This is a genomic window from Oxalobacteraceae sp. CFBP 8761 (assembly GCA_014841595.1).
In the GTDB taxonomy this organism is placed as follows: domain Bacteria; phylum Pseudomonadota; class Gammaproteobacteria; order Burkholderiales; family Burkholderiaceae_D; genus Telluria.
This window is the reverse complement of sequence record JACYUE010000001.1, coordinates 1,222,682-1,247,273: the sequence shown is the minus strand read 5'-3', so window position 1 is coordinate 1,247,273 and position 24,592 is coordinate 1,222,682. Positions and strand designations below refer to the sequence as shown.

The window sequence follows — 24,592 nt, the reverse complement described above, 5'->3', positions numbered from 1 at the left end:
AGAGTGGCGGGGAGGGTTGATACGGACTCAGAACTTGTAGTTCAGGCCCATATACGCCACACGACCAGCGTAGTTGTTGCTGTAGAAGCGCGACTTGGTGTCGTTGCCCAGGTACGAGCGCGACTCTTCCTCGGTGGCGTTCAGGACCGACGCGGTCAGGCTCAGCTCCGGTGTGAAGTTGTACGACGCGTTCAGGTCGACCTGGCTGTACGGCGCCTCATACACGTTCAAGCCGTTCATCAGACCGTTGACCACCAGGCCGCGGCGGTTGTACGACGCGCGCAGCATGAGCCGGTCGGTCGAGTAGAACACCGTCACGTTGGCCTGGTTCTTGGCGCTGCCCACGAGCGGCGAGGTCCCGATCTCGGTGCCGTCCGCCAGTGTGATGGCAGCCTGGTTGGTCTTGTTGTACGTGTAGTTGACCTGGAAGCCGATGCCGTTGTCGAACGTGTGCTGGCCGTACAACTCGATGCCTTTCGACACCGCGTCGCGCCCGCCGGCACTGGTCGAGTAGTTCTGCACCGCGATCGACTCGCCACCGATGTTCAGGTTGACGTCACGCACGACCGGTACCGCGAAGTTCTTGACGTTCTTGCGGAAGATGCCCGCGCCGAGCACCGAGCCACGGTGGAAGTACCACTCCAGGCCCAGGTCATACTGCGTGGCCTGGTACGGCTCGAGATCCTTGTTGCTGCCCGAGCCGAACCAGCCCTGGCGGTCGCCCCCGCCGATCAGGCGGCGATCGTTGACGTATTCCTGGCTGTAGTTGCTCAGGGCGCCCGGTGCACCGATATCGTTGTAGCTCGGGCGTGCCACGACCTTCGAGGCAGCGCCGCGCAGCAGCAGCGTGTCCGTCAGGTCGTACGCGACGTTCAGGCTTGGCAGCACATCGGTGTAGGTGCGGTCGAGCGCGCTGACGACATAGGTCGACACGTGGCCCGTGGCCGGATTGGTTTCGCTGTCCGGCACGACCGTGAAGCCGCTCGTGCAACCCGAGCCGGCAGGTGCCCCAGCGGCTGGCAGGCCACCGGCCAGGCATGGCGCCGGCGTGCCGTCGGGACCGTCGAAGAAGTAGTCGTTGTAGTAGTCCACCTTGTCGGTCGAATCGGCATGCTGGCGGGTACGCACGACGCGCACACCCAGATTGCCGCGCAGGCGGTCGGTCTTGAAATTGCCCTGCAAGTACATTGACGTGATCTTTTCATCCACGTTGTAGATGAAGTTTTCTTCGTTGCGGGTCTGCATCTCGCCATACGTCTGGTTCAGGTACGAGATATATGCCGGATAGTTGATGCCGGGGAAAGCGCTGGCTTTCAGGCCGCCCGTCAGGTTGCCCAGCGATTCGTCGTACAGGAACTCAGGACGGAACTGGTTGGCCGACGAATCGCACCCGTTCTGGTAGCGGCTGTCGTAGTCGCCTGGATTGGCGCCCTTGCAGACCCAGTAGTTATTGCCGGTGCTGCGGCTGGTGCCGCCGTCGCGGTACTTGGCGCCGAACTGGACCGAGTCGAGCCAGTTGCTGTCGGCATGCCAGGTCAGGTCGGCCTGCGCGTAGTTCTGTTCGGTGCTGTTGCGGGTCCAGGACGACGAAGTCGAGCCCAGGTCGATCTCACCGATGCCGTTGCGCAGGTTCTGCATCAGTTCCGGTGCAAACGTCATCGTCGGCTTGCCGCTGACGTCCCACGACGTGGCCGTGTTGCCGAGCGACCAGCTGCCGTCGGCATTCTGCCGGCGCGGCTTGATCGGCATGCCGAACTGCAGTTCCGGGCCGCCCTTGGCCCAGGTGCGGCCGGCCTTGAAGGTGGCGTCGACGGACTCGCCCTTCCATTCGACTTCGAAGTCAGCCGTCTGCGACAGCGCTTTCTCGCGGCTGTAGCCGCCGGTGATCTGCGGGGTCGGGATCGTGCAATCGTCCGGACCGAAGCCGCCGGTGTTGGTCAGGCCGGCGGCGCCAGCCTGCGCGCTGTTGCAGTAGTACGCCTTGCCCGGACGCACGCTGTACTGCGCGCCCGTGACAACGGTGCCGCTCGGGTCGAACGTGAGGCCGTCGAGCAGGCGTCCGCCCGGCCAGTTGCCGTCGCCGTCGAAGCGCGCGATATTCCACTCCGGAACCTTCAGCTGGTTCAGCTGCGAATTCTGCTGCAGGTCGAAGCGGAAATAATTGGCCGTCATGTTCAGGTTACGCAGCGGCTTGAACTGCAGCGTGACCTGCCCGCCCTTGCGCTCGCGCTCGGTGGTGCGCACGTCCAGCGCGACGGCGGTCGGCATCGCGAACTTGGTGTAGTACTTGCCCGCCTGGTCGTAGAAGCCCGACTGGCCCCACCAGAACGAATTGAGTTTGGATGGCTGGCCATCGGCGCCCACCGGCGGCTGCGCCTTGTAGTCGTCGGCATACCATTGCCAGTTTTCGGTGCTCGCGCCCATCGTGCGCGTGGTGCGCTTTTGCTGTGTGTAGCCGACCAGCACGCCGAAGCGGTTGCTCTCGTCGTGCCAGGCGTACTGGCCGGAGAATTGCGGGTCGGTCTTCTTGGTGGTATCGGCCCAGGTACCTTCGGCATTGACGAAGCCCGAACCCGACTTGACGTCGAGCGGCCGGCGCGTGCGCAGGATCACTGTGCCGCCGATGCCGCCTTCGTCGAAGCGCGCTTCCGACGTCTTGTACAGCTCGGCGCTGGCCAGCATGTTCGACGGCATCAGCATGTAGTTGAACGAGCGCGACGGATCGCCATTCGATTCGGCGGTGGCGACGTAGTTGCCGTTCAGTTGCGTCAGGGTCAGGTCGGACGACAGGCCACGCACGCTGACATTCTTGCCTTCGCCGCCACTGCGGGTGACAACCACGCCCGGCACGCGTTGGAGCGCATCGGCCACGTTCTTGTCCGGGAATTTGCCCACGTCTTCGGCGGTCACCACCTCGACGATGGAATTGGCCTCGCGCTTCTGGTCGAGGCTTTTCTCGATGGAGTAGCGGAAGCCCGTCACCACCACCGTCGACGGGCCTGCAGCAGCAGGCTGGTCGGCGGACGGCGCCTCGGTGGCAGCAGTTGCAACTGCAGTTGCGGCCGGGGCCGTCTGCACTGCGCCTGGCTGGGCGGCCGGCGGCTGGGCCGGCTGGTCGGCCGGCATGGTCTGGGCGTGCACGGTCGACAGCGACAGCAGCGCAAGGCTGACGGCCATGGCGATGGGCGTGACGCTGCAGCGCTGCCGTGAAGCGCGGTGGGTGTGTGAATGCATGTGTGTCTCCTGGTCGTGCCCTGTATGGGCTATCTTTTATGGCGGCAGCTGGTCCGGGCGGCCGTCAACCGGCAGCCTTTGCGCACCGCAACGTGAAGCGTCCCGATGTCATCGCCAGCGCGACACGTTCTCAGCGTGTCGCCTGCCGGCCTGTCGCAGATTTACTAAACGGCGGGCATCTCTTCTGCATGTCGCAGGGGTCGTGCAAACCGGTACCGCAAATTTATACAAGTAGTGTGTGAAGCCTCAACAAACTTTGGCGGTTTGCGTGAAGTTTAGTGCCGTTTAGTAAACGACAACTGCACAATTTGCTTCCAGGAATTTTTCATGGCGCGTACACGCCCTCTAGCGTCTCCATGATTTCTCCACATTGTGGGCGCACGATGTGTTTCATGCCCACCAAGGAGAACACCATGAACCGCATCATCCGATCCAGCCTGGCCCTCGGCCTTGCCATCACCCTGCCACTGTCAGCCAGCCTGGCGCACGCCGCCGAACAACCCGACTGCCGTGGCACCAGCAGCAAATGTGCACCGCCACCACCGCCGCCTGCGCCACCGGCACCGCCAGTGGGTGCAATGGCACCAGTGGCGCCGCCGGCACCGCCGGTTGGTGCGCCGCCACCACCGCCACCACCAGCACGGGGTGCTCGCGCCCTGAAGGACATGCCAGTACCACCAGCGCCACCGGCACCACCGGCACACCCCAAGCGGATCGCACCGCCGCCGCCACCACCGCCAGCAGCCGGGATGCCCGACGTTCCGCCGCCCGCACCGGCTGATGGACCTGCCATCAAACCGGTCGCAAGGTAACCGGACGCACCGCAGCATGCGACTTGACTGATGTTATGTTGCGGTGCAAAATAGCTGGCTATGACCGTATTGTCCCTCCCCACCACCCAGCTCCGCCGCGCCCAACGTGCTCACAGCACGCGTCGCGCCGTGATGCGGCTGGCTGCGGCATCCTTCCCGGGATGCGGACTGCCACGCGGTTATTTTTGCTCAGTAACACCTCCGTAATACCCCTTCCCCATTGCACGACCATGCACCGCCGTCATTACGACACCGGTGCGTTGTCGTTCGTCTTGCTGCGCCCTGCTTCGTGCACGGCGCTCCCATTTCTTGCACTCGGCTGTTACAGCCCGGGAAGGTATCCTCATGGTATTTCAACACATCCGCCAGGACTGGTTTTCCAACGTCCGTGGCGACCTGCTTGCAGGTATCGTCGTCGCTCTCGCCCTCATCCCTGAGGCGATTGCGTTCTCCATCATTGCCGGCGTCGACCCGAAGGTCGGCCTGTACGCGTCGTTCTCGATCGCGACACTGATCGCCTTTTTCGGCGGGCGGCCAGGCATGATTTCCGCTGCCACCGGCGCCATGGCGCTGATCATGGTCTCGCTCGTCAAGGAGCACGGCCTCGATTACCTGCTGGCCGCCACCATCCTGACCGGCATGCTGCAGATCATCGCCGGCTGGATCAAGCTGGGCCGCCTGATGCGCTTCGTCTCGCGCTCGGTGATCACGGGCTTCGTCAACGCACTGGCGATCCTGATTTTCCTCGCCCAGTTACCCGAACTGACGAACGTCACCTGGCACGTGTACGCCGTCACCGCGGCCGCGCTGGCCATCATCTACGGCTTGCCGTACCTGACGCGCGCCGTGCCCTCGCCACTGGTCGCGATTGTCGTGATGACCGGCGCGTCCATCGCACTGGGCCTGGACATCCGCACCGTCGGCGACATGGGCGAGCTGCCGGACAGCCTGCCGTCGTTCCTGATTCCGAACGTGCCGTTCAGTCTCGAGACCCTGCAGATCATCTTGCCGTACTCGGCCACGCTGATGCTCGTGGGCCTGCTGGAATCCCTGATGACCGCCACGATCGTCGACGACCTGACCGATACCCGCAGCGACAAGAACCGTGAATGCGTCGGCCAGGGCATCGCCAACATCGCCACCGGCTTCATTGGCGGCATGGCCGGCTGCGCGATGATCGGCCAATCGGTGATCAACATCAAGTCTGGCGGACGCACCCGCCTGTCGACACTGATGGCCGGTGTCGTGCTGCTGCTCATGGTCGTGTTCCTGGGCGACTGGGTGCGCCAGATTCCGATGGCGGCGCTGGTCGCCGTGATGATCATGGTGGCCATCGGCACGTTCAGCTGGAGCTCGATCAGCAACCTGCGCGCGCATCCGACCAGCTCCAGCATCGTCATGCTCGCCACCGTCGTCGTCACCGTGGCCACGCACGATCTGGCCAAGGGCGTGCTGGCAGGCGTGCTGCTGTCGGGCGTGTTCTTTGCGCAGAAAGTCAGCCGGATGCTGGGCGTGACGTCGCGCGTGGAGACTGGCACGGATGGCGGCGAACTCCGTCACTACCTGGTCAGCGGTCACGTGTTCTTCGTGTCGTCCGACCAGCTCGTCCATGCATTCGACTACAGCCCGACGCGCGCCACCGTGCACATCGACCTGAGCGACGCGCATTTCTGGGACATCACTGCGATTGGCGCGCTTGACAAGGTCGTGCTGAAACTGCGCCGCGCCGGTGCGCAGGTGGTCGTGCATGGCCTGAACGAGGCCAGCGCCACCTTGATGACCCGGTTTGCCATCCACGACAAAGACGGCGCCGAAGACATGCTGGCCGGGCACTGATCCGGCATCGGCGCAGCCGGGCGTCATGAGGTTGGCAGATTGATTACAATCGCCCACTATTTCATGCCCTGGAGGCGCCATGTTCGACTTCGATCTACCCTTGTGGGAGCTGATCGCGCGCGGCGCGATCGTCTACTGCGCCCTGCTCGCGATGATGCGCGTGTCGGGGCGCCGCACAGTCGGGCAATTCAAGCCGTTCGACCTGCTGGTGGTGATGCTGTTGTCCGAATCCGTGTCCAATTCCATGACCGGTGGTGACGAATCGCTGCTTGGCGGGCTGGTCATCGCTGCGACACTGGTGGCACTGACGGTGCTGGTCGCCTTCCTGACATCGCGCAGCCGCAAGTTCGAGTCAATCATCGAAGGCAGCCCCGTGCTGATCGGGCGCGATGGCGTGTTCTTCAAGGATGTGATGAAGCGCTGCCGTCTGTCGCAGGACGATGTCGAAGAAGCGCTGCGCGGCGCCGACTGCCCGCGCCCGAAGATGAAATGCGCGTTCCTTGAAGTGAACGGCTCCATCAGCATCATGCAGAATCCGAAGTGAATCAGATCGCTGCGGCCCGTTCTGCCAGCAGGCGGCCCCAGGCTGGAATCGCGGCGCGCCAGAATGCCTCGATGGAATCTGGCGCTGGCCCGTCGAGAGCAAGCCCCAACAACGCCGCAGTCTCCATCAGCACGCTGATTGCGGCAGGCGCATCGCCTGCCGTGACGGCAAGCGCGCCCGTCTGCTTCGACAACTTCTCCCCATTGCTGTTGCGTACCACCGGCACGTGCAGGTAGCGCGGCGTCGGTGCACCGAGCAGCCGCTGCAGATGGATCTGGCGCGGCGTCGATTCGAGCAGATCTGCGCCGCGCACGATGTCGGTCACGCCCTGCTCGATATCGTCCACCACGACGGCCAGTTGATAGGCCCAGAACCCGTCCGCGCGTTTCAGCACGAAGTCGCCGGCATCACGGGCCAGATGCTGCGTGACGGGTCCGGCGAAACGGTCAACAAAGGTGATGGCATCCTCGCCCGCCGCCGGCACGCGTACGCGCAGGCTGCGCATCGTGCGACCCGGACCGAGGCCATGGCGGCAGGTGCCGGGATAGATGGCGCTGCCGTCGGGCGCCACGCCGATACGAGAATCGGCGATCTCGCGCCGGTTGCAGCCGCACGGATAGGTGGCACGCTCGATGCGCGCGGCAGCAGCCGCATATAGATGCTTGCGCCGGCTTTGCCAGACGATCTCGCCGTCATGCTGCATGCCCAGCGCGGCCAGCAACTGCAGGATGCCTTCGGCCGCGCCGGGTACGCTGCGGCCTTCATCGATGTCTTCGATGCGGATCAGCCAGGTGCCGCCATGCCAGCGGGCGTCGAGGTGGCTGGCCATCGCCGCGACCAGAGAGCCTGCGTGCAACGGCCCGGAAGGCGACGGCGCAAAGCGGCCGATGTAAGGCTTGTTCACTGCAGGCGGCTTATTTCTTCGGTTGCTTTTCGTGGGCGGCGATGATGCCGGCGACCTGGCCGTTGACGGCATTGGGCACTGCCATCGAGAGCTGGTAGTGGACGATCTCGAAGCCTGCCTTGGTCTTGCGCAGCACGCCACTGGCCATCGCCGGCCCCATGTTTTTGGTATCGAGCAGCTCGTCGAACCAGATCAGCGATTTGTCGGCCGACGCATAGACATTGCGGCGCGTGGCCTTGAAGGTCCAGGCCGACTTGGCATCGAAGTACTTCTTCGACCACGCCTTGAAGGCGTCGCGCGTCCATAGCTCGGTGCGGTCGGTGCCGATGTACACGCCATCCCTGGCGATCTTGTCGAAGTACGCCGTGCGTGCGTTGGCGGCGTCATCGTGCCAGCCGTCGACGAAGGCGTTGACTTCGCGCGTGAGGGTCGCATCGGTGGCGGCGTGTGCGGCGCCGCCCAAGCCCAGCGACAAGGAAAGGCACAGACAGCAGGCGGCGAAAAAGCGTGGCATGGTGGTTCCCTCGATGGCGGTCATGAGGGAAACATTCTACACATGCAAGCGACAGGCCGTGGCACTACCGCTTCGCCGGTTCGGGTTGATGCTCGATGCCGAGCACCGTGGCCTCATGCGGGCCATCCGGCTGCTGCCATGACATCCGCCCGCCCACGCGCGCGCCCAGGAGCGCCATACCGGCCGGTGTGAGCACTGATAACCGTTCGGCAGTGTCCTGCATATCGTTCGGGTAACTCAGCGTCATCGTTTCTTCTTCGCTGGCACCGGCCACGCGAAAGCGCACGCGCGAATTCATGGTCACGACGTCGGGCGGCAACTCCCACGGTTCGACCAGTTGCGCATGTTCGAGTTCACCCAGCAGCGCGTCACGCGCTCTGGCCTGCGCTGGCGAAAGCCGGTCGAGTACGCGCTCGAGGCGCTCGAGGTCCAGCCAGGAAACAACCATTGAATCACTCATTTCAGTCTCCACGATCAGCGTTGAAAGAGCCGGCTTGCCGCTACGATGGCGGTGCCTGGCTGCGGCGCTACGAACTGATGCCGTAAGCCGCTCGGCCATGGGCTGCGCGGAGTAATCCCAGCCGTGCCAGCGTGCGTGCACCAAGGGGTTCGCCTGATCGGGACGACATAAAATGTTTCATAGTGGCAATTGATACTGATGAGCTCAGTATAGACCGCTTTTGCCACAACGCCAGGGGTCGGCAAATGAATAATTTTGCTGCATGCGCCCATGAAAAAAGCGGGCCGCAGCCCGCTTTTTTAGCGATCGAACGGGCGGATTAGCGCTTGTCGATTTCCGGCACGTCACGCGCCGGCGAGCCGACGAACAGCTGACGTGGACGGCCGATCTTCTGCTCTGGATCGGCGATCATTTCGTTCCACTGCGCGATCCAGCCGATGGTACGGGCCATCGCGAAGATGCCGGTGAACATGGTGACCGGGATACCCAGTGCCGATTGCACGATGCCCGAGTAGAAGTCGACGTTCGGATACAGCTTGCGCGACACGAAGTATTCGTCTTCGAGGGCGATGCGTTCCAGTTCCATTGCCAGCTTGAACAGTGGGTCGTCCTGCAGGCCCAGTTCTTCCAGCACTTCGTGGCAGGTTTCGCGCATCAGCTTGGCACGCGGGTCGAAGTTCTTGTACACACGGTGACCGAAGCCCATCAGCTTGACGCCCGAGTTCTTGTCCTTGACCTTCTCGATGAAGGCCGGGATGTTCTCGACGCTGCCGATTTCCTTCAGCATGTTCAGCGCTGCTTCGTTCGCGCCGCCGTGGGCAGGGCCCCACAGGCAGGCGATGCCGGCTGCGATACACGCAAACGGGTTGGCGCCCGACGAACCGGCCAGACGGACGGTCGAGGTCGATGCGTTCTGCTCGTGGTCCGCGTGCAGGATCAGGATACGGTCCAGGGCGCGCACCAGCACGTCGTTGACCTTGTACTCTTCGCACGGGTTCGCGAACATCATGTACATGAAGTTGGCGCTGTACGACAGGTCGTTGCGTGGGTACACGAACGGCTGGCCGACGTTGTACTTGTAGGCCATTGCGACCAGGGTCGGCAGCTTGGCGATCAGGCGGATTGCCGAGATTTCGCGCTGCTTGGCATCGTTGATGTCCAGCGAGTCATGGTAGAACGACGCCAGCGCGCCGACCGTGCCGACCAGCACCGACATCGGGTGCGCGTCGCGGCGGAAGCCACGGAAGAAGAAGTTCATCTGCTCATGGATCATCGTGTGCTTGGTCACGGTGTCGGTGAACACTTCTTTTTGCTCTGCGTTCGGCAGTTCGCCGTTCAGCAGCAGATAGCAGGTTTCCAGGAAGTCGCAGTTGACGGCCAGTTGCTCGATCGGGTAACCGCGGTACAGCAGCTCGCCCTTGTCACCGTCAATGTAGGTGATGCTCGAGTTACAGGCGGCGGTCGACATGAAGCCAGGATCGTACGTGAACTTGCCGGTCGCGCCGTACAGCTTGCGGATGTCGACGACGTCCGGGCCGATGGTGCCTTTGTAGATCGGCATGTCGATCGACGGGCTGCCGTCCGAGAACGACAGGGTGGCTTTGGTATCAGAGATGTTCATGGCACTTCCTTCTTGTGGGAGTGGGTCTACAAAATAAAACGAAACCGGGGGGCGCCGCAACGTGCCGCGTTGGCGAATCGGATGCCCATAGTTCGCTTACGCTAGCCGCAGCTTCGCCAGCAAGGCGTGCACGTGCGGCAGGTCGAGCTCGCCGGAGGGCTCATTGCGCCCCAGCAGCAGGTCCAGCAACGGGTTGTCAGCCAGATCAAGCAGGCGCGTCAGCGCATCGACCTCGTCGTCGGTCAGGTCCTGTTCGTGCGCATCGAGAAAGCGCGTCAGGATCAGATCGTTCTCGAGCAGGCCACGACGTGCACGCCAGCGCAGGCGCGAACGGTTGGCAGGATCGGCTTGATGTGTAATCACATTAAAATCCGTTGTTGGTTCGACATCATACTCCGGCTGCCATGATTCGGCAGTACGGTACTTTTACGGTAATGCACACATTCGTCGAGCGCAACGCTCGACGCACGTCTGGACACCGGAACGCGTGCGACGCCTTTTGCGGCGCCACACGCATTGCATCGCTTAAATCGCGCGACGTACCAGCAGTTCCTTGATCTTGCCAATCGCCTTGTTCGGATTGAGGCCCTTCGGGCACACGTCCGTACAGTTCATGATCGAGTGGCAGCGGAACAGGCGGTACGGATCTTCCAGGTTGTCCAGGCGATCGTTGGTCGCTTCGTCGCGCGAGTCGGCGATGAAACGGTACGCTTGCAGCAGGCCAGCTGGACCGACGAACTTGTCCGGATTCCACCAGAACGACGGGCACGAGGTCGAGCAGCAGGCGCACAGGATGCACTCGTACAGACCGTCGAGCTCTTCGCGCTCTTCAGGCGACTGCAGACGTTCTTTTTCAGGGCGGATCGACTCGTTGATCAGGTACGGCTTGACCGAGTGATACTGCTTGAAGAAGTTGGTCATGTCGACGATCAAGTCGCGCACCACCGGCAGCCCTGGCAGAGGACGCAGCACGATCGGCTGGGTCAGCTCATTCAGGTTGGTCGTGCAGGCCAGGCCGTTCTTGCCGTTGATGTTCATTGCGTCCGAACCGCACACGCCTTCACGGCACGAGCGGCGCAGCGCCAGCGAGTCATCGACATCCGCCTTGATGCGCTGCAGGACGTCCAGCAGCATCTTGTCGGTGTCTTGCAGCTCGACCGAAACGTCTTGCATGTAAGGCTTCGAATCCTTGTCCGGATCGTAGCGGTAAATCTTCAGTTGGACAGTGCGTGCCATGTTTTTACCTATCTCATCACAGCCGCCGGGCGACAATCGCCCGGTAGCCACAAAATATTTAGAAAGTGCGTGCTTTCGGCTTGAAGGTCTCGACCGTCAGCGGCTTTTGCACAACGCCCTTGTACTCGAGGCGGTTGCCTTCGGAGAAGAACAGCGTGTGCTTCATCCAGTTCGCGTCGTCACGTGTTTCGTAATCGCTGTGGGCGTGGGCGCCGCGCGATTCCTTGCGGGCCTGGGCCGACACGATGGTCGCTTTCGCGGTCTCGATCAGGTTATCCAGCTCGAGCGCTTCGACGCGGGCCGTGTTGAACACCTTCGACTTGTCCTTGAACGACACGTTCTTGCGACGCTCGTCGAGCACCATGATTTCCTTGACGCCCTGCGTTAGCAGCTGGTCAGTGCGGAACACGCCGCAGTACTTCTGCATCGTGGCGCGGATATCGTTGGCGACGTGCTGCACTTTTTCGGTGCCGGTCGACGTTTCGAGGCGGTTCAGGCGATCCAGCGCGAAGTCGGCAGCGTCAGCCGGCATCGGCTTGGCGACTTTCTTCTTCAGGTCGGACGCGACGACGTGGTTGCCGGCCGCGCGGCCGAACACGATCAGGTCGAGCAGCGAGTTCGTGCCCAGGCGGTTCGCGCCGTGGACCGAGACGCAGGCGCACTCGCCGATCGCGTACAGACCATTGACGATCTTCTGGCCGCCCGTACCATCCGGTGCCACGACCTGACCATGGATATTGGTCGGGATGCCGCCCATCTGGTAGTGAATCGTCGGCACGACAGGAATCGGTTCCTTGGTCGCATCGACGTTGGCGAACTTGTGGCCGATTTCAAGGATCGAAGGCAGGCGCTTCTTGATGGTGTCGGCGCCGATGTGACGCAGGTCCAGCAGCACGTGATCCTTGTTCGGTCCGCAGCCGCGGCCTTCCTTGATCTCTTGGTCCATCGAGCGCGACACGAAGTCGCGTGGCGCCAGATCCTTCAGCGTTGGCGCGTAGCGCTCCATGAAGCGTTCGCCGTTGCTGTTGATCAGGATACCGCCCTCGCCGCGCACGCCTTCGGTGATCAGGACGCCAGCGCCCGCCACACCGGTCGGGTGGAACTGCCAGAACTCCATGTCCTGCAGCGGCAGGCCGGCACGCGCCGCCATGCCCATGCCGTCACCGGTGTTGATGAAGGCATTGGTCGATGCAGCGAAGATACGGCCTGCGCCGCCGGTAGCGAAGATGGTGGTCTTCGCTTCCAGGATCATCACGTCGCCGGTTTCCATTTCCAGGGCCATCACGCCGACCACGTCGCCTTCGGCGTCGCGGATCACGTCCAGCGCCATCCATTCGACGAAGAAGTGGGTGCGGGCACGGACGTTACGCTGATACAGCGTGTGCAGCAGCGCGTGACCGGTACGGTCGGCCGCGGCGCAGGCGCGCTGGACCGGCTTTTCGCCGAAATTGGCCGTGTGGCCGCCGAACGGACGCTGGTAAATCGTGCCGTCAGGGTTACGGTCGAACGGCATGCCGAAGTGTTCCAGCTCGTACACGACCTTCGGTGCCTCGCGGCACATGAATTCGATCGCATCCTGGTCGCCCAGGTAGTCGCCACCCTTGACGGTGTCGAACATGTGCCAGTACCAGTCGTCCTCGCTCATATTGCCGAGCGAAGCGCCGATGCCGCCCTGCGCTGCCACGGTGTGCGAGCGGGTCGGGAAAACTTTCGACAGGACAGCAACGTTCAGGCCGGCTTCGGCCAGTTGCAGGGAAGCGCGCATGCCGGAACCGCCGGCGCCCACGATGACCGCGTCAAAACGACGGGTAGGAATTGCAGTTTTGATAGCTGCCACGATTACACACTCCAGAGAATTTGCACGGTCCAGGCGGCGCAAGCGAGCAGCCAGAAGATCGTTGCCAGCATCAGGAACAGACGCAGGCCTGCCGATTTAACATAGTCCATCCAGATGTCGCGGATGCCGACCCAGGCGTGGTAGTACAGCGCGAGGAAGGTCACCAGCGAGAACAGCTTGAACCACTGGCGGGAGAACAAGCCTGCCCAGCCTTCGTACGTGAAATTCTGCCCGGTCAGGAAAGCGACCAGCAGGATGACCGTGTAGACCGCCATGACGATGGCGGTGACGCGCTGCGCCAGCCAGTCCTTGACGCCGTAGTGTGCGCCGACGACGACGCGGCGCGTGCCGATATTATTCTTGGTTGCCATAATTAAAACACTCCGAACAGTTTCAGGCCGACCAGTGCGGTCAGCAGCAGGCTGATCACCAGTACGACGCGCGCGGTCTTTTGCGACGTGTCCTTGTCCAGGCCGATGTGATTGTCCATGATCAGGTGACGAATGCCGGCGGTGAAGTGGTGCAGGTAAGCCCACGACAGGCCCAACAGAACGAGTTTGGCGAGCGGGTGCGAAACGATGCTGGCAAAGTAGCCAAACGACGATTCCGACAGCAGGCTTTGCTGGAACAGGTACAACAGGAAAGGCAAGGCCAGGAACATGCCGGCGCCACTGACACGGTGCAGGATCGACACGATGGCCGATGGCGGCATGCGATACTTGCTGGTGATATCGGTGATGCCGATATTGCGGAACTCCGGCCGCCCCTTCTGCTTTGCTTCTCTCACGGCTTCGGACATGATGGTACACCTCCCTTATGACAACAATTTTTATATGAACCCTTTGGATTTTCGCTGATTTCCCTGTCCTGGTCCGTTCTCGCGAAGCCAGGTGGGCGGGACAGCGAGCGAAGGACCGGGTCATGTCCGCCGCGCACCCAAAACCAAGTTATTTTAGTCGCTCTTGCCGAGTTTCGCTGCAGCCAAAATTTACCGCTGCAAAGTATTTCCTTACTGCTGAGTTAGTTATCAGGACAGCTCGTTCTGATAGTGATGTTGTTCCGTCAAGTACATCCCGCGGCGCAGCTCGACTGCCTTGTCGCCGTAGGTGAACGAAACACGCTCGCCGCACAGCAGCGGCGTGCCCTCGGGCACCTTCAAATAATCTGCCGTAGCGGCATCGGCCGCGACCGCGCGGATCTTTTCCGTCGCGCGGATCATGCGGGTACCGAATTCCGTTTCGAACAGGCCGTACATCGGGCCCTTGTATTCCACGAGGCGTTCGGCGCTCAGGCCCTTGAACAACTGGCCCGGCAACCACAGCTCTTCGAGAATGGTCGGCTTGCCCTCAAACGACTGCACGCGCTTGATGTAGACGACGGCGTCACCCGCTTTCAGGTCGAGCAGGCGCGCCACCTCGGCTGGGGCCCGGATGCGCTTGACTTCGAGGAAGCGGTTTTCGGGATGGTGCGGCAAGCCCTCGTCGGGGCGCAGGCGCAGGAAGCGAAAATGCGCGCGCTCCTCGGCGTGGCTGGCCACAAACGTGCCCTTGCCCTGGCGGCGCACGACCAGGTTCTCGGCCGCCAGCTCATCGATGGCCTTGCGCACGGTGCCCTGGCTGACCTTGAAACGGCCGGCCAGCTCGACCTCGCTTGGCATCATTTCGCCCGGTTTCCACTCGCCAGCCTGCAGGCTTTTGGTGATCAGGGCCTTGATCTGCTGGTACAGCGGCCGGAAGGACGGCGAGCCGCTGGCGGCAGGGTCGGCAGCCGGATTGGACGAGGTGGAATTCATAGACCGGGATTTCACCACAAAAGTGACATACCGTCCAGCTTTTGAGGCATTCAGATATCTGTCTTATATAAGACATAAGATATGAATTGACAGCCCTGATGACGCAGGCATACACTCATGCCCGACCGGGAGTCGGTGGCACTCTTGCCAGAGTACGCGCGCGACACCCGCGATTGACTTTTGAATAGCCCGGCCGACGCTTTTTGTTATCATTGCAGTCTGATTAAAGTCTGATTGCAGCTGAGCCCTACAAGCGTATGCTCGGCGTCGACCTCGGTGCAAACCGTTTTCATTCCCACTTTTGGAGATTCATCATGGCTAAAACCCCAATGCGCGTCGCTGTGACCGGCGCTGCCGGCCAGATCGGCTATTCCCTGCTGTTCCGCATCGCCAACGGCGACATGCTCGGCAAGGACCAGCCGGTCATCCTTCAGCTGCTCGAAATCGACAACGAAAAAGCACAGAAGGCGCTCAAGGGCGTCATGATGGAAATCGACGACTGCGCATTCCCGCTGCTCGAAGGCATGACCGCGCACTCGGATCCAATGACCGCGTTCAAGGACGTCGACGTCGCCCTGCTGGTCGGCGCACGTCCACGTGGCCCGGGCATGGAACGCAAGGACCTGCTCGAAGCCAATGCCCAGATCTTCACCGTGCAGGGCAAGGCACTCGACGCCGTCGCTTCGCGCAACGTCAAGGTCCTGGTGGTCGGCAATCCAGCCAACACCAACGCCTACATCGCCATGAAATCGGCACCGAACCTGCCAGCGAAAAACTTCACTGCGATGCTGCGTCTGGACCACAACCGCGCGCTGTCGCAAGTGGCCGCCAAGACCGGTAAAGCAGTCAAGGACATCGAAAAAATGGTCGTGTGGGGCAACCACTCGCCAACGATGTACGCCGACTACCGCTTCGCCACCGCTGGCAGCGAGCAGGTCAAGGACCTGATCAACGACCAGGAATGGAACGCCAACACCTTCCTGCCAACCGTCGGCAAGCGCGGCGCTGCGATCATCGAAGCGCGCGGCCTGTCGTCGGCAGCATCGGCCGCCAATGCAGCCATCGACCACGTCCGTGACTGGGTCCTGGGCACCAACGGCAAGTGGACCACGATGGGTATCCCGTCGGACGGTTCGTACGGCATCCCTGAAGGCACCATGTTCGGCTTCCCGGTCACGACCGAGAATGGCGAATACACGATCGTGCAAGGTCTGGACATCGATTCGTTCTCGCAAGAGCGCATCAACCTGACCCTGAAAGAGCTGGAAGAAGAAAAAGCCGGCGTCGCACACCTGCTGGGCTGATCAGTACAAGGCGCATGGCGATTGCCATGCGCCAACCACGCCGTGCCGCTCAACCGGCACGGCGGTGTTTTATGCAACCAAGCGTTGAAAGCTATGCATCCTTCCGAGGTTTTATTCCAGGGCAAACGCCAGCCGCTGCTTCTCCCTGCCTGCGATCACTACGCCGGCTCAGAGAAACTGATGCGCAAATCGCTGACCCTGCAACAAGAGCTTGGTCCCTTGTTTGACATCACCTTCGACTGCGAAGACGGCGCCCAGGCTGGCGTCGAGCACGAGCACGCCGTCCTGGTGGCGAGCTTGGTCAACAGCGAAGAAAACCGCTTCAACCGTGTCGGCGCGCGCCTGCACGAGCCGGCCAGCATGCACTTTGCCAACGACGTCGCCCTCATCGTCGGCGGCGCTGCGGCGCGCCTGGCGTACGTCGTGCTGCCGAAGGTCGACGGCGTCGACGAAGTGCGCGGCGCGATCGAGCTGATCAATAAATATGCGCTCGCTGCCGGCCGCGCCGCCCTGCCCGTCCATGTGCTGATCGAAACCCATGGCGCGCTGCGCGACGCCTACGCGATCGCGGCGCTGCCGCAGGTCGAGTGCCTGTCGTTCGGCATCATGGATTTTGTCTCGGCCCACTACGGTGCGATTCCGGCCAGCGCGATGCGCACGCCGGGCCAGTTCACGCATCCGCTGGTGGTGCGCGCGAAGCTCGAGATGGTGGCAGCCTGCCATGCCCATGGCAAGGTGGCGTCGCATAATGTTACGACCGACATCAAGGACAGCGCGACGGTGGCGAACGACGCCCAGCGTGCCGGCGCCGAGTTCGGCTTTACCCGCATGTGGAGCATCCACCCGGATCAGATCAAGCCAATCCTGAAGGCGTTCACGCCGCGTTTGTCTGAAGTCAATGAAGCAACGAATATCCTGACCGAAGCCATGGCCGCGGGTTGGGGACCGATTGCGCAACACGGGCGCTTGCATGACCGTGCGAGCTACCGATACTATTGGTCGGTGTTGCAGCGGGCCAAGCTGGCCGGCCTCGCACTGCCCGAGGCAGCTGCAGCCATCGTCAACCTCTCCGACTCCCGATAATTCCGACCATGGCCACTCTCCTCTCCCCAGTCATCGCTGCCTGCGCAATTGCGCTTGCCGCTGCCGTCGCCTGTGCGCCGGCCAACGCCGCCACTCCGGTAGCGCACCCGAAAGCCTCCGCCGTGCTCGCCGCTGATGCGGCGAAAAAGCCGGCGAAGAAGCCTGGCAAGAAAGCGAAAGCCGCTGCCGCCACTGCCGCTGTTGCGGCTGCCGTGGTCGCTGCCAACCCGCTAGAAGTCGATGAGCCGGACATCACCGACAACAAGACCACCGATTACGCCTGCGAGCTGGGCAACAAGATCACGATCTACACGAACGACAACGATGCCGCCCACATCGCGCTGCGCTGGAAGAACCGGCTGCACCGCCTGGCCCGCATCGGCACCACCACCGGCGCTTTGCGCTTCGAAAATCCGCACTATGGCCTGATCTGGATCGGCATTCCGTCCAAGGGCATCCTGCTCGACTCGAAGCTCAACCGCCAGCTGGCCAATGAATGCAAGAACGCCACCCAGTCCGCGATCGTGGCGACCGCGGCGCCGGAGGCGAGCAAGACTTGAGCCGCGGCCTGGGTTTCCCGGATCCAGACCGTCCTGTCGCCTGATGTTATTTGATACTGTTGAAATAACAACGTTGTTGATAACAATATTCCACTGAAGGAGAGATTATGTCTCGCAACACCCTGAATACACTGAAGGAATTCCCGATCGGCGCAGGCCAGAGCGGCCAGTTTCACTCGCTGCCAGCGCTGGCTGAATCCCTGGGTGTGAACCTGTCGCGCCTGCCGGTGTCGATTCGTATCGTCCTGGAATCCGTGCTGCGTAACTGCGACGGCAAGAAGGTCACCGAAGAGCACGTCAAGCAGGTCGCCGGCTGGAAAGCCACCGCCGAGCGTACCGACGAGATCCCGTTCGTCGTGGCCCGCGTCGTGCTGCAAGACTTCACCGGCGTGCCGCTGCTGGCCGACCTGGCCGCGATGCGCAACGTCGCCGCCAAGATGGGCGCCGATCCGAAGAAGATCGAGCCACTGGTGCCGGTCGACCTGGTCGTCGACCACTCGGTCACGATCGACCACTTCCGCGAGCCAAATGCACTCGACCTGAACATGAAGCTGGAATTCTCGCGCAACAACGAGCGCTACCAGTTCATGAAGTGGGGCATGCAAGCCTTCGACACCTTCGGCGTCGTGCCACCGGGCTTCGGCATCGTCCACCAGGTCAACTTGGAATACCTGGCGCGCGGCGTCATGAAGCAAGGCGACGTGTACTACCCTGACACGCTGGTCGGCACCGACTCGCACACCACCATGATCAACGGCGTTGGCGTCGTCGGCTGGGGCGTGGGCGGCATCGAAGCCGAAGCCGGCATGCTGGGCCAGCCAGTGTACTTCCTGACCCCGGACGTCATCGGTGTCAACCTGAAAGGCAAGCTGCGCGAAGGCTGCACCGCGACCGACCTGGTGCTGACCGTCACCGAACTGCTGCGCAAAGAAAAAGTCGTCGGCAAGTTCGTCGAATTCTTCGGCGCCGGCACCCGCTCGCTGTCGACTACCGACCGCGCGACCATCGGCAATATGGCGCCTGAATACGGCGCGACGATGGGCTTCTTCCCTGTCGACGAAGCCACGGTCGATTACTTCCGCGGCACCGGCCGTACCGAAGAAGAACTGGCTGCGTTCGAAGGCTACTATCGCGCCCAGGGCATGTTCGGCATCCCGCAAGAAGGCGAGATCGACTTCACGCGCGTCGTCGAGCTGGATCTGTCGACCGTCACGCCATCGCTGGCAGGCCCGAAGCGTCCGCAAGACCGTATCGAACTGGGCAACGTGAAGAACAACTTCACCGAACTGTTCAGCAAGCCAACGACGCAGAACGGCTTCAACAAGAACCCGGACGACCTGAACAAGCAGTACACCACGACCAACGGCGTGAACGTGAAGAACGGCGACATCCTGATCGCCGCCATCACGTCGTGCACCAACACGTCGAACCCGAGCGTGCTGCTGGCCGCGGGCCTCCTGGCCAAGAAAGCCGTCGAGCGCGGCCTGACCGTGGCGCCGCACATCAAGTCGTCGCTGGCCCCTGGCTCGCGCGTGGTCACCAATTACCTGACCGCTGCCGGCCTGCTGCCGTACCTGGAAAAGCTGGGCTTCGGCGTGACTGCCTATGGCTGCACGACCTGCATCGGCAATGCCGGTGACCTGACCCCGGAACTGAACGCCGCGATCACGCAGAACGACATCGTCGCCTCGGCCATCCTGTCGGGCAACCGTAACTTCGAAGCGCGGATCCACCCGAACATCCGTTCGAACTTCCTGGCCTCGCCACCACTGGTCGTCGCTTACGCGATCGCCGGCAACATGACGCGCGACCTGATGACCGAGCCAGTTGGCCAGGACAGCAATGGCGTGGACGTGTACCTGGGCGACATCTGGCCGACCTCGCAGGAGATCGGTGAGCTGATGCGCTTTGCGATGAATTCGGAAGTGTTCAAGTCGAACTACGCCGACGTCAAGGGCAACCCGGGCGAGCTGTGGGAACGCGTCACGACGACCGAAGGTCAAGTCTACAACTGGCCTGAGTCGACCTACATCGCCGAGCCACCGTTCTTCGCTGACTTCGAGATGACCCCGAAAGCGGTCGCTACCGGCATCACCGGCGCACGCGCACTGGGCGTGTTCGGCGACTCGATCACCACCGACCACATCTCCCCGGCCGGTTCGATCAAGGAAGACGGCCCAGCGGGCAAGTGGCTCAAGGAACACAATGTCCTGAAAGCCGACTTCAACTCGTACGGCTCGCGTCGCGGTAACCACGAAATCATGATGCGCGGCACCTTCGCGAATGTGCGGATCAAGAACCGCATGATCCCGGTCGGCCCGGACGGCTCGGCCATCGAAGGCGGCATCACGCAGTTCCAGCCAACCGGCGAACAGATGTCGATCTATGACGCAGCCATGAAGTACGTGGCCGACGGCACCCCGACCATGATCTTCGGCGGCGAAGAATACGGCACGGGCTCGTCGCGTGACTGGGCCGCCAAGGGCACCCAGCTGCTGGGCGTGAAGGCCGTGATCGTGCGCTCGTTCGAACGCATCCACCGCTCGAACCTGGTCGGCATGGGCGTGCTGCCACTGCAATTCATCGGCAACGACAGCGTCGACAGCCTGGGCATCACCGGCAAAGAGACGTACGACCTGAAAGGCCTGGAAGGCGAGATCAAGCCGCAACAGCTGGCCACGCTCGTGATCCACCGTGAAAACGGCGAGTCGCAGGAAGTGCGCGTGCTGCTGCGTATCGATACGCCGATCGAAGTCGACTATTACAAGCATGGCGGTATTCTGCCGTTCGTGCTGCGCCAGCTGCTGGCATAAGCAGTTTGGTCAGGCCCGCGCAAGCGGGCTGCGTCCAACGACAAAGGGCTGGAATCCTCGCGGGTTCCAGCCCTTTTTACATTGTCATCGGAGGTAGCATCGGCGTAGGGTGGACGGCTCTGCCGCCCACGCGTTCAAGGATCACACCTCCGCCCACATCCTGAGCAGATTGTGATAATGCGCCGTCAGCCCAACGGTAGTGGCTGAATCCCCATGCTCTCCCCGCAGCGCCTGGATATGCGTGTCCAGGTCAAACAGCATCGCCCGCTTGCCGTCATCCCTGACCATGCTCTGCGTCCACAGGAACGATGCCACCCGCTCGCCACGCGTCACGGGCCGTACTTGGTGCACGCTGCCGGACGGATACACGATCGCATCACCCGCCGCCAGCTTGACCTCGTGCGTGCCATACAGGTCCACCACTTCCAGCTCGCCGCCGTCGTATTCGTCGGGCTCGCTCAGGAACACGGTCGTCGACACATCGGCCCGCACCGCCGGCAATCCACCGCGCTGGGCCCGGATCGCGCCGTCCACGTGCAGTCCGTAGTGCTCGCCGCCGGCGTACGCATTGAAGTACGGCGCCAGCACCCGCAGCGGCAGCACGGCCGCGAAGAACAGCGGGTTGGCCATCAGCGCGCCGCTGACGACCTGCCCAAGCTCGAGTGCCAGCGGCGTGCCCTCGCCCAGCTGGCGATTGCGCTTGACCTGCGCGCCCTGGGCGCCAACGCTTTCACGCCCGTCGATCCACTCCGGCGCCTGGTCGAGACGGGCACGGATCGCCGAGACCTGTTCTGGCGTCAGCACGCCGGGGATATGCAGCATCATGATGAATTGTGGTGGGTACGGTTAACAAAAAAATCCCCCCTGGCAGAGCCAGGAGGGGCGAATCCGGTCTCCCGGCGGGGGTGGTACTCCGTGAAGAGCATCTGCCAGCGCTTTCCCGGTCGCCGGCAGGGTCCAACATTCCTTCCGTCTTCTCATTGATGTTTGAATGAGAATTGTTCTCATTATGGCCGCTGGGTGCAGACTTGGCAAGCGTCTTCCGGCAATCCGTTTGTAACGAGCGCACCGGTCCCATTCTTCATGGGCTGTGGCCGAATCAACTACAATACCGGGGATAAGGGATTATCATCATTATCCGGCTCGGGACTGTGGACGCTCATCTCCGCAACGCCAGCCGCGCTCTGTCGCTCCACTGACATTCGATTCACTAACTGACAAGAGACTCACTCGCCCCATGCGTCGTCCTTCCAAAGATTCAACACCCAAACTTTCCGCAGAAAGCCAGCGCCTCGTCAGCCTCTCGCAAGCCCTCATGCAAGCTGCCAGCCGTGCCGAAGAACGGGCGTGGGAACGCCAGCTCGACACGCAACTGCAAAAACTGCTCAAGACCAATCACCAGGACAGCATCGACAGCGCCCTGAACGCCCTGTTCAGGGACGATCTGGCCTCGTACGACGTCCTGATGGACACCGTGGAAGCGGTCAGCGAATCGGCCATGATGGTCGAGCAGAAGGATGGCGTCGACGTCACCTGGCAGGCGCTCCTGATCGCTGCGCCGATCCTGGCCTGGACCCGGTTTTCGATCGCCACCGGCGCGATCCCGGCCGATTTGCTGGCCACGCTCGGCGCGCACTTCTCGGCCCACCTGCTCGCAGGCGGCACGAAGATGGCCGTCGCCCCGACCCTGTACTCGATCGACCAGCTGCCGCGCACCCACGCCGAAACCTATGCGCTGACGCACAAGCTGGCCGCCGCCGCGCACAAGGGCGGCACCATCAAGCCTGCGCCGCAGTTAGAGGAAACCGCCCCGTTCCTGGCCGACACGCGCTACATGCTGATCGCCATCGTCGCGCCGGCAGGCGATCCACTGTTCCGCTGGCAAGAGCCGCAGCACCAGCTGCACGTCGTGCAAGAGCGCGAGCGCAGCCTGGAACAGTGGCGCACGCAAGCCACCGCCAACGTCGCGCGCCTGATGCCCGGCTGCGGGATCGAGCTGCTGCTGCCGGAAGCGTATTACGTGGCCTGCCGCGAAGCCGATAAGCTGATCCGCCCGATTTCGATCCGCGCCGCCGTGCACTACCTGACGAACACGCTGGGCGTGGAACCGTCCGACCTGCGCGCCGTCGTGGCCGGCTTTGGCGAAGAAGCACCGGACATCCAGATCGACGAATACCGCGTGGCATTCACGATGCGCCAGAGCGCCGATGTCGTGTATGGCATCGTCTGGCCGCTGTACGGCCAGGAAGACGAGTCCGGCACGCCAGTGGAAGGCCCGCTGGCCATCACGCACGATGCGCTCAGCCCGCTGAACGAAATCGTCGCGCACCTGAACGAAGCCGGCATCGCCCACATCAAGCGCATCAACGAACGCTACGCCGCCGAGTACTGCGACGATTGCGGCTCCCCACTCTTCGCCGACCCCACCGGCGAACTGGTGCATGCCGAAATGCCGGACGACACGCCGACAGGCAGCGAGCACTTCCACTGAACTTCCACAGCCGGGGGTCAGGTCTGACATTCGGACACGACCTCAGCCCTAGCCACCTCCACAGCCGGGGTCAGGTCTGACATTCGGACACGACCTCAGGCTTATCCACCGCCAATGGTGCCATGCTCAGCATTAGCATGCCTGCTTCCAACTACCCGACTGTCGAGATCGTGTCCGAATGTCAGACCTGACCCTCGCTTTTTGGTTGAGATCGTGTCCGAATGTCAGACCTGACCCCCGCTTTTTTTATGACCCCCGCTTTTTTACGGCGGTGGGATATTCACGGGCGCTACGCATTAATGTAAAAAGGCCGGCCACGTTGATCGTGGCCGGCCTTTTTTTACGACTGCGTTAGTGCATTACGCCATCGGGTCGATGGTGAATGCTGGCATGCGTGCGTTGGTGCGGGCGCTTTCCAGGAACTTGTCGGACGTGGCCAGTGCTTCGGCGATCGTGACGTCCATGTCTAGGTAGCGGTAGGTGCCGAGGCGGCCGACGAACGTGACGTTTGGCTCGTTTTGCGCCTTGTTCACGTAGAGCTCGAGCATGGCTTTTTCGCGGTTCTGGCGGATCGGATAGTACGGAATATCCTTTTCTTCGCACTGGCGGCTGTATTCGGCGTAGCAGATCGTCTTTTCGTGCTTTTCCCACGGCGAGAAGTGTTTGTGCTCGGTGATGCGGGTGTATTTCTTCTCGTTGTCGCAGTAATTGATGACAGCGTTGCCCTGGAAGTCGCCGTCGGCGCGGAAGACTTCGAAGTCCAGCGTGCGGTAAGGCAGGCGGCCTTCGGTGTGCTTGAACCACGCATCGATCGGGCCGCTGTAGAACACGTGCTCGTACTCGCCCTTGGTGGCCGGATCGAACGTGGTGTTCAGGTGCACCGTCACGCCTGGCGTATCGATGATGTTCTGCACCAGTTGCGTGTAGCCTTCGGCTGGCATGCCCTGGTATTTGTGGTTGAAGTAGTTGTCGTCGTAGTTGAAACGCACTGGCAGGCGCTTGAGGATGCTCGCCGGCAGCTCACTCGGCTCCAGGCCCCACTGCTTGATCGTGTACGTCTTGAAGAACGCTTCGTACAGGTCGCGGCCCACGAAGCGCAGTGCCTGCTCTTCGAAGGTGGTCGGGTTCTCGATGGTCTTGTCGCCCAGGTTCGCGAGGAATTCCTGCGCTTCGGCCGGGCCCATGGTCTTGTTGAAGAACTGGTTGATAGTCAAGAGGTTGATCGGCAAGGTGAAGACTTTGCCGTCGGTGATGGCCTTGACGCGATTGACGTATGGCTTGAATTCAGCGAAGCGGTTGACGAATTCCCACGCGCGCTCATTGTCGGTGTGGAAAATGTGCGGGCCATAAACGTGGACCATGACGCCGGTCTCGGCATCACGCTCGGAATAGCAATTGCCGGCCACGTGCGGGCGCGACTCGAAAACGTCGACGGTGTAGCCGGCCTGTGCCAGCTGGTTGGCGATCACTGCCCCGGAGAAGCCTGCGCCAACGATGGCGATGTTCTTTTTCATTCCTGTGTCCTGGTGATATTGGCAATGCCGGGGGGAG

Annotated in this window: 21 protein-coding genes; 8 read left to right on the top strand and 13 right to left on the bottom strand. The window is 62.2% G+C overall.

Annotated features, from left to right (window positions below):
* Positions 1-27: 27 nt before the first annotated feature.
* Complete coding sequence (locus IFU00_05475) at positions 28-3,126, bottom strand: TonB-dependent receptor (GenBank protein MBD8541736.1); 3,099 nt, start codon at positions 3,124-3,126, stop codon at positions 28-30.
* A gap of 634 nt (positions 3,127-3,760) precedes the next feature.
* Between IFU00_05475 and IFU00_05470 the strand changes: the two genes are divergently transcribed.
* The 3 genes from IFU00_05470 (at position 3,761) to IFU00_05460 (ending at position 6,426) form a co-directional block, all read left to right on the top strand.
* Positions 3,761-4,015, top strand: coding sequence for a hypothetical protein (locus tag IFU00_05470; protein ID MBD8541735.1), 255 nt, complete (start codon positions 3,761-3,763; stop codon positions 4,013-4,015).
* A 376-nt stretch (positions 4,016-4,391) separates the two neighbouring features.
* Positions 4,392-5,882: a SulP family inorganic anion transporter gene (locus IFU00_05465; protein ID MBD8541734.1), complete on the top strand. Its 1,491-nt coding sequence runs from the start codon at positions 4,392-4,394 to the stop codon at positions 5,880-5,882.
* Positions 5,883-5,961: 79 nt separating this feature from the next.
* The gene (locus IFU00_05460; protein ID MBD8541733.1) at positions 5,962-6,426 is read left to right on the top strand and encodes a DUF421 domain-containing protein; all 465 of its coding nucleotides are present in this window, start codon (positions 5,962-5,964) and stop codon (positions 6,424-6,426) included.
* Position 6,427: 1 nt separating this feature from the next.
* On the opposite strand, the gene gluQRS is transcribed toward IFU00_05460, so the two are convergent.
* The 10 genes from gluQRS to IFU00_05410 all read right to left on the bottom strand — a co-directional run bounded on the left by gluQRS (position 6,428) and on the right by IFU00_05410 (position 14,790).
* A complete protein-coding gene (gene gluQRS / locus IFU00_05455; GenBank protein MBD8541732.1) occupies positions 6,428-7,402 on the bottom strand; it encodes a tRNA glutamyl-Q(34) synthetase GluQRS in 975 nt (324 codons plus the stop codon).
* The gene (locus tag IFU00_05450) at positions 7,341-7,844 is read right to left on the bottom strand and encodes a nuclear transport factor 2 family protein (protein ID MBD8541731.1); all 504 of its coding nucleotides are present in this window, start codon (positions 7,842-7,844) and stop codon (positions 7,341-7,343) included. Before IFU00_05450 ends, gluQRS begins: the two co-directional genes overlap by 62 nt.
* Before the next feature lie 64 nt (positions 7,845-7,908).
* Positions 7,909-8,304 carry a nucleoside diphosphate kinase regulator gene (gene rnk, locus IFU00_05445; protein MBD8541730.1) on the bottom strand — a complete coding sequence of 132 codons (396 nt, stop codon included), beginning with the start codon at positions 8,302-8,304 and terminating at the stop codon, positions 7,909-7,911.
* Positions 8,305-8,623: 319 nt separating this feature from the next.
* On the bottom strand, positions 8,624-9,925 hold the full coding sequence (gene gltA, locus IFU00_05440; GenBank protein ID MBD8541729.1) for a citrate (Si)-synthase: 1,302 nt from the start codon (positions 9,923-9,925) through the stop codon (positions 8,624-8,626).
* A 96-nt stretch (positions 9,926-10,021) separates the two neighbouring features.
* Positions 10,022-10,288 (bottom strand): succinate dehydrogenase assembly factor 2, encoded by a 267-nt coding sequence (locus tag IFU00_05435; GenBank protein ID MBD8541728.1) that lies wholly within the window; start codon positions 10,286-10,288, stop codon positions 10,022-10,024.
* Between the two features lie 162 nt (positions 10,289-10,450).
* Positions 10,451-11,161 (bottom strand): succinate dehydrogenase iron-sulfur subunit, encoded by a 711-nt coding sequence (locus tag IFU00_05430; protein MBD8541727.1) that lies wholly within the window; start codon positions 11,159-11,161, stop codon positions 10,451-10,453.
* Positions 11,162-11,219: 58 nt separating this feature from the next.
* Complete coding sequence (locus IFU00_05425) at positions 11,220-12,998, bottom strand: succinate dehydrogenase flavoprotein subunit (protein MBD8541726.1); 1,779 nt, start codon at positions 12,996-12,998, stop codon at positions 11,220-11,222.
* Between the two features lie 2 nt (positions 12,999-13,000).
* A complete protein-coding gene (gene sdhD, locus IFU00_05420; GenBank protein ID MBD8541725.1) occupies positions 13,001-13,369 on the bottom strand; it encodes a succinate dehydrogenase, hydrophobic membrane anchor protein in 369 nt (122 codons plus the stop codon).
* Between the two features lie 2 nt (positions 13,370-13,371).
* Positions 13,372-13,797, bottom strand: coding sequence for a succinate dehydrogenase, cytochrome b556 subunit (sdhC, locus tag IFU00_05415; protein MBD8541724.1), 426 nt, complete (start codon positions 13,795-13,797; stop codon positions 13,372-13,374).
* A gap of 228 nt (positions 13,798-14,025) precedes the next feature.
* Positions 14,026-14,790, bottom strand: coding sequence for a GntR family transcriptional regulator (locus IFU00_05410; protein MBD8541723.1), 765 nt, complete (start codon positions 14,788-14,790; stop codon positions 14,026-14,028).
* A 314-nt stretch (positions 14,791-15,104) separates the two neighbouring features.
* Between IFU00_05410 and IFU00_05405 the strand changes: the two genes are divergently transcribed.
* From IFU00_05405 to acnA, 4 genes are all read left to right on the top strand, one after another.
* On the top strand, positions 15,105-16,094 hold the full coding sequence (locus tag IFU00_05405) for a malate dehydrogenase (protein MBD8541722.1): 990 nt from the start codon (positions 15,105-15,107) through the stop codon (positions 16,092-16,094).
* A 93-nt stretch (positions 16,095-16,187) separates the two neighbouring features.
* Positions 16,188-17,177, top strand: a complete 990-nt coding sequence (locus tag IFU00_05400; protein MBD8541721.1) for a CoA ester lyase — start codon at positions 16,188-16,190, stop codon at positions 17,175-17,177.
* Between the two features lie 8 nt (positions 17,178-17,185).
* Positions 17,186-17,737 carry a hypothetical protein gene (locus IFU00_05395; protein MBD8541720.1) on the top strand — a complete coding sequence of 184 codons (552 nt, stop codon included), beginning with the start codon at positions 17,186-17,188 and terminating at the stop codon, positions 17,735-17,737.
* Positions 17,738-17,844: 107 nt separating this feature from the next.
* Positions 17,845-20,550: an aconitate hydratase AcnA gene (gene acnA / locus IFU00_05390; protein ID MBD8541719.1), complete on the top strand. Its 2,706-nt coding sequence runs from the start codon at positions 17,845-17,847 to the stop codon at positions 20,548-20,550.
* A 141-nt stretch (positions 20,551-20,691) separates the two neighbouring features.
* Here acnA and IFU00_05385 read toward each other — a convergent pair whose 3' ends face one another.
* Complete coding sequence (locus tag IFU00_05385) at positions 20,692-21,375, bottom strand: Fe2+-dependent dioxygenase (protein MBD8541718.1); 684 nt, start codon at positions 21,373-21,375, stop codon at positions 20,692-20,694.
* 412 nt (positions 21,376-21,787) lie between these two features.
* Between IFU00_05385 and IFU00_05380 the strand changes: the two genes are divergently transcribed.
* Complete coding sequence (locus tag IFU00_05380) at positions 21,788-23,041, top strand: DUF2863 family protein (protein ID MBD8541717.1); 1,254 nt, start codon at positions 21,788-21,790, stop codon at positions 23,039-23,041.
* Positions 23,042-23,400: 359 nt separating this feature from the next.
* Here the strand turns inward: IFU00_05380 and glf are convergent, their stop codons facing one another.
* A complete protein-coding gene (gene glf, locus IFU00_05375) occupies positions 23,401-24,555 on the bottom strand; it encodes a UDP-galactopyranose mutase (protein ID MBD8541716.1) in 1,155 nt (384 codons plus the stop codon).
* Between the last annotated feature and the right edge of the window lie 37 nt (positions 24,556-24,592).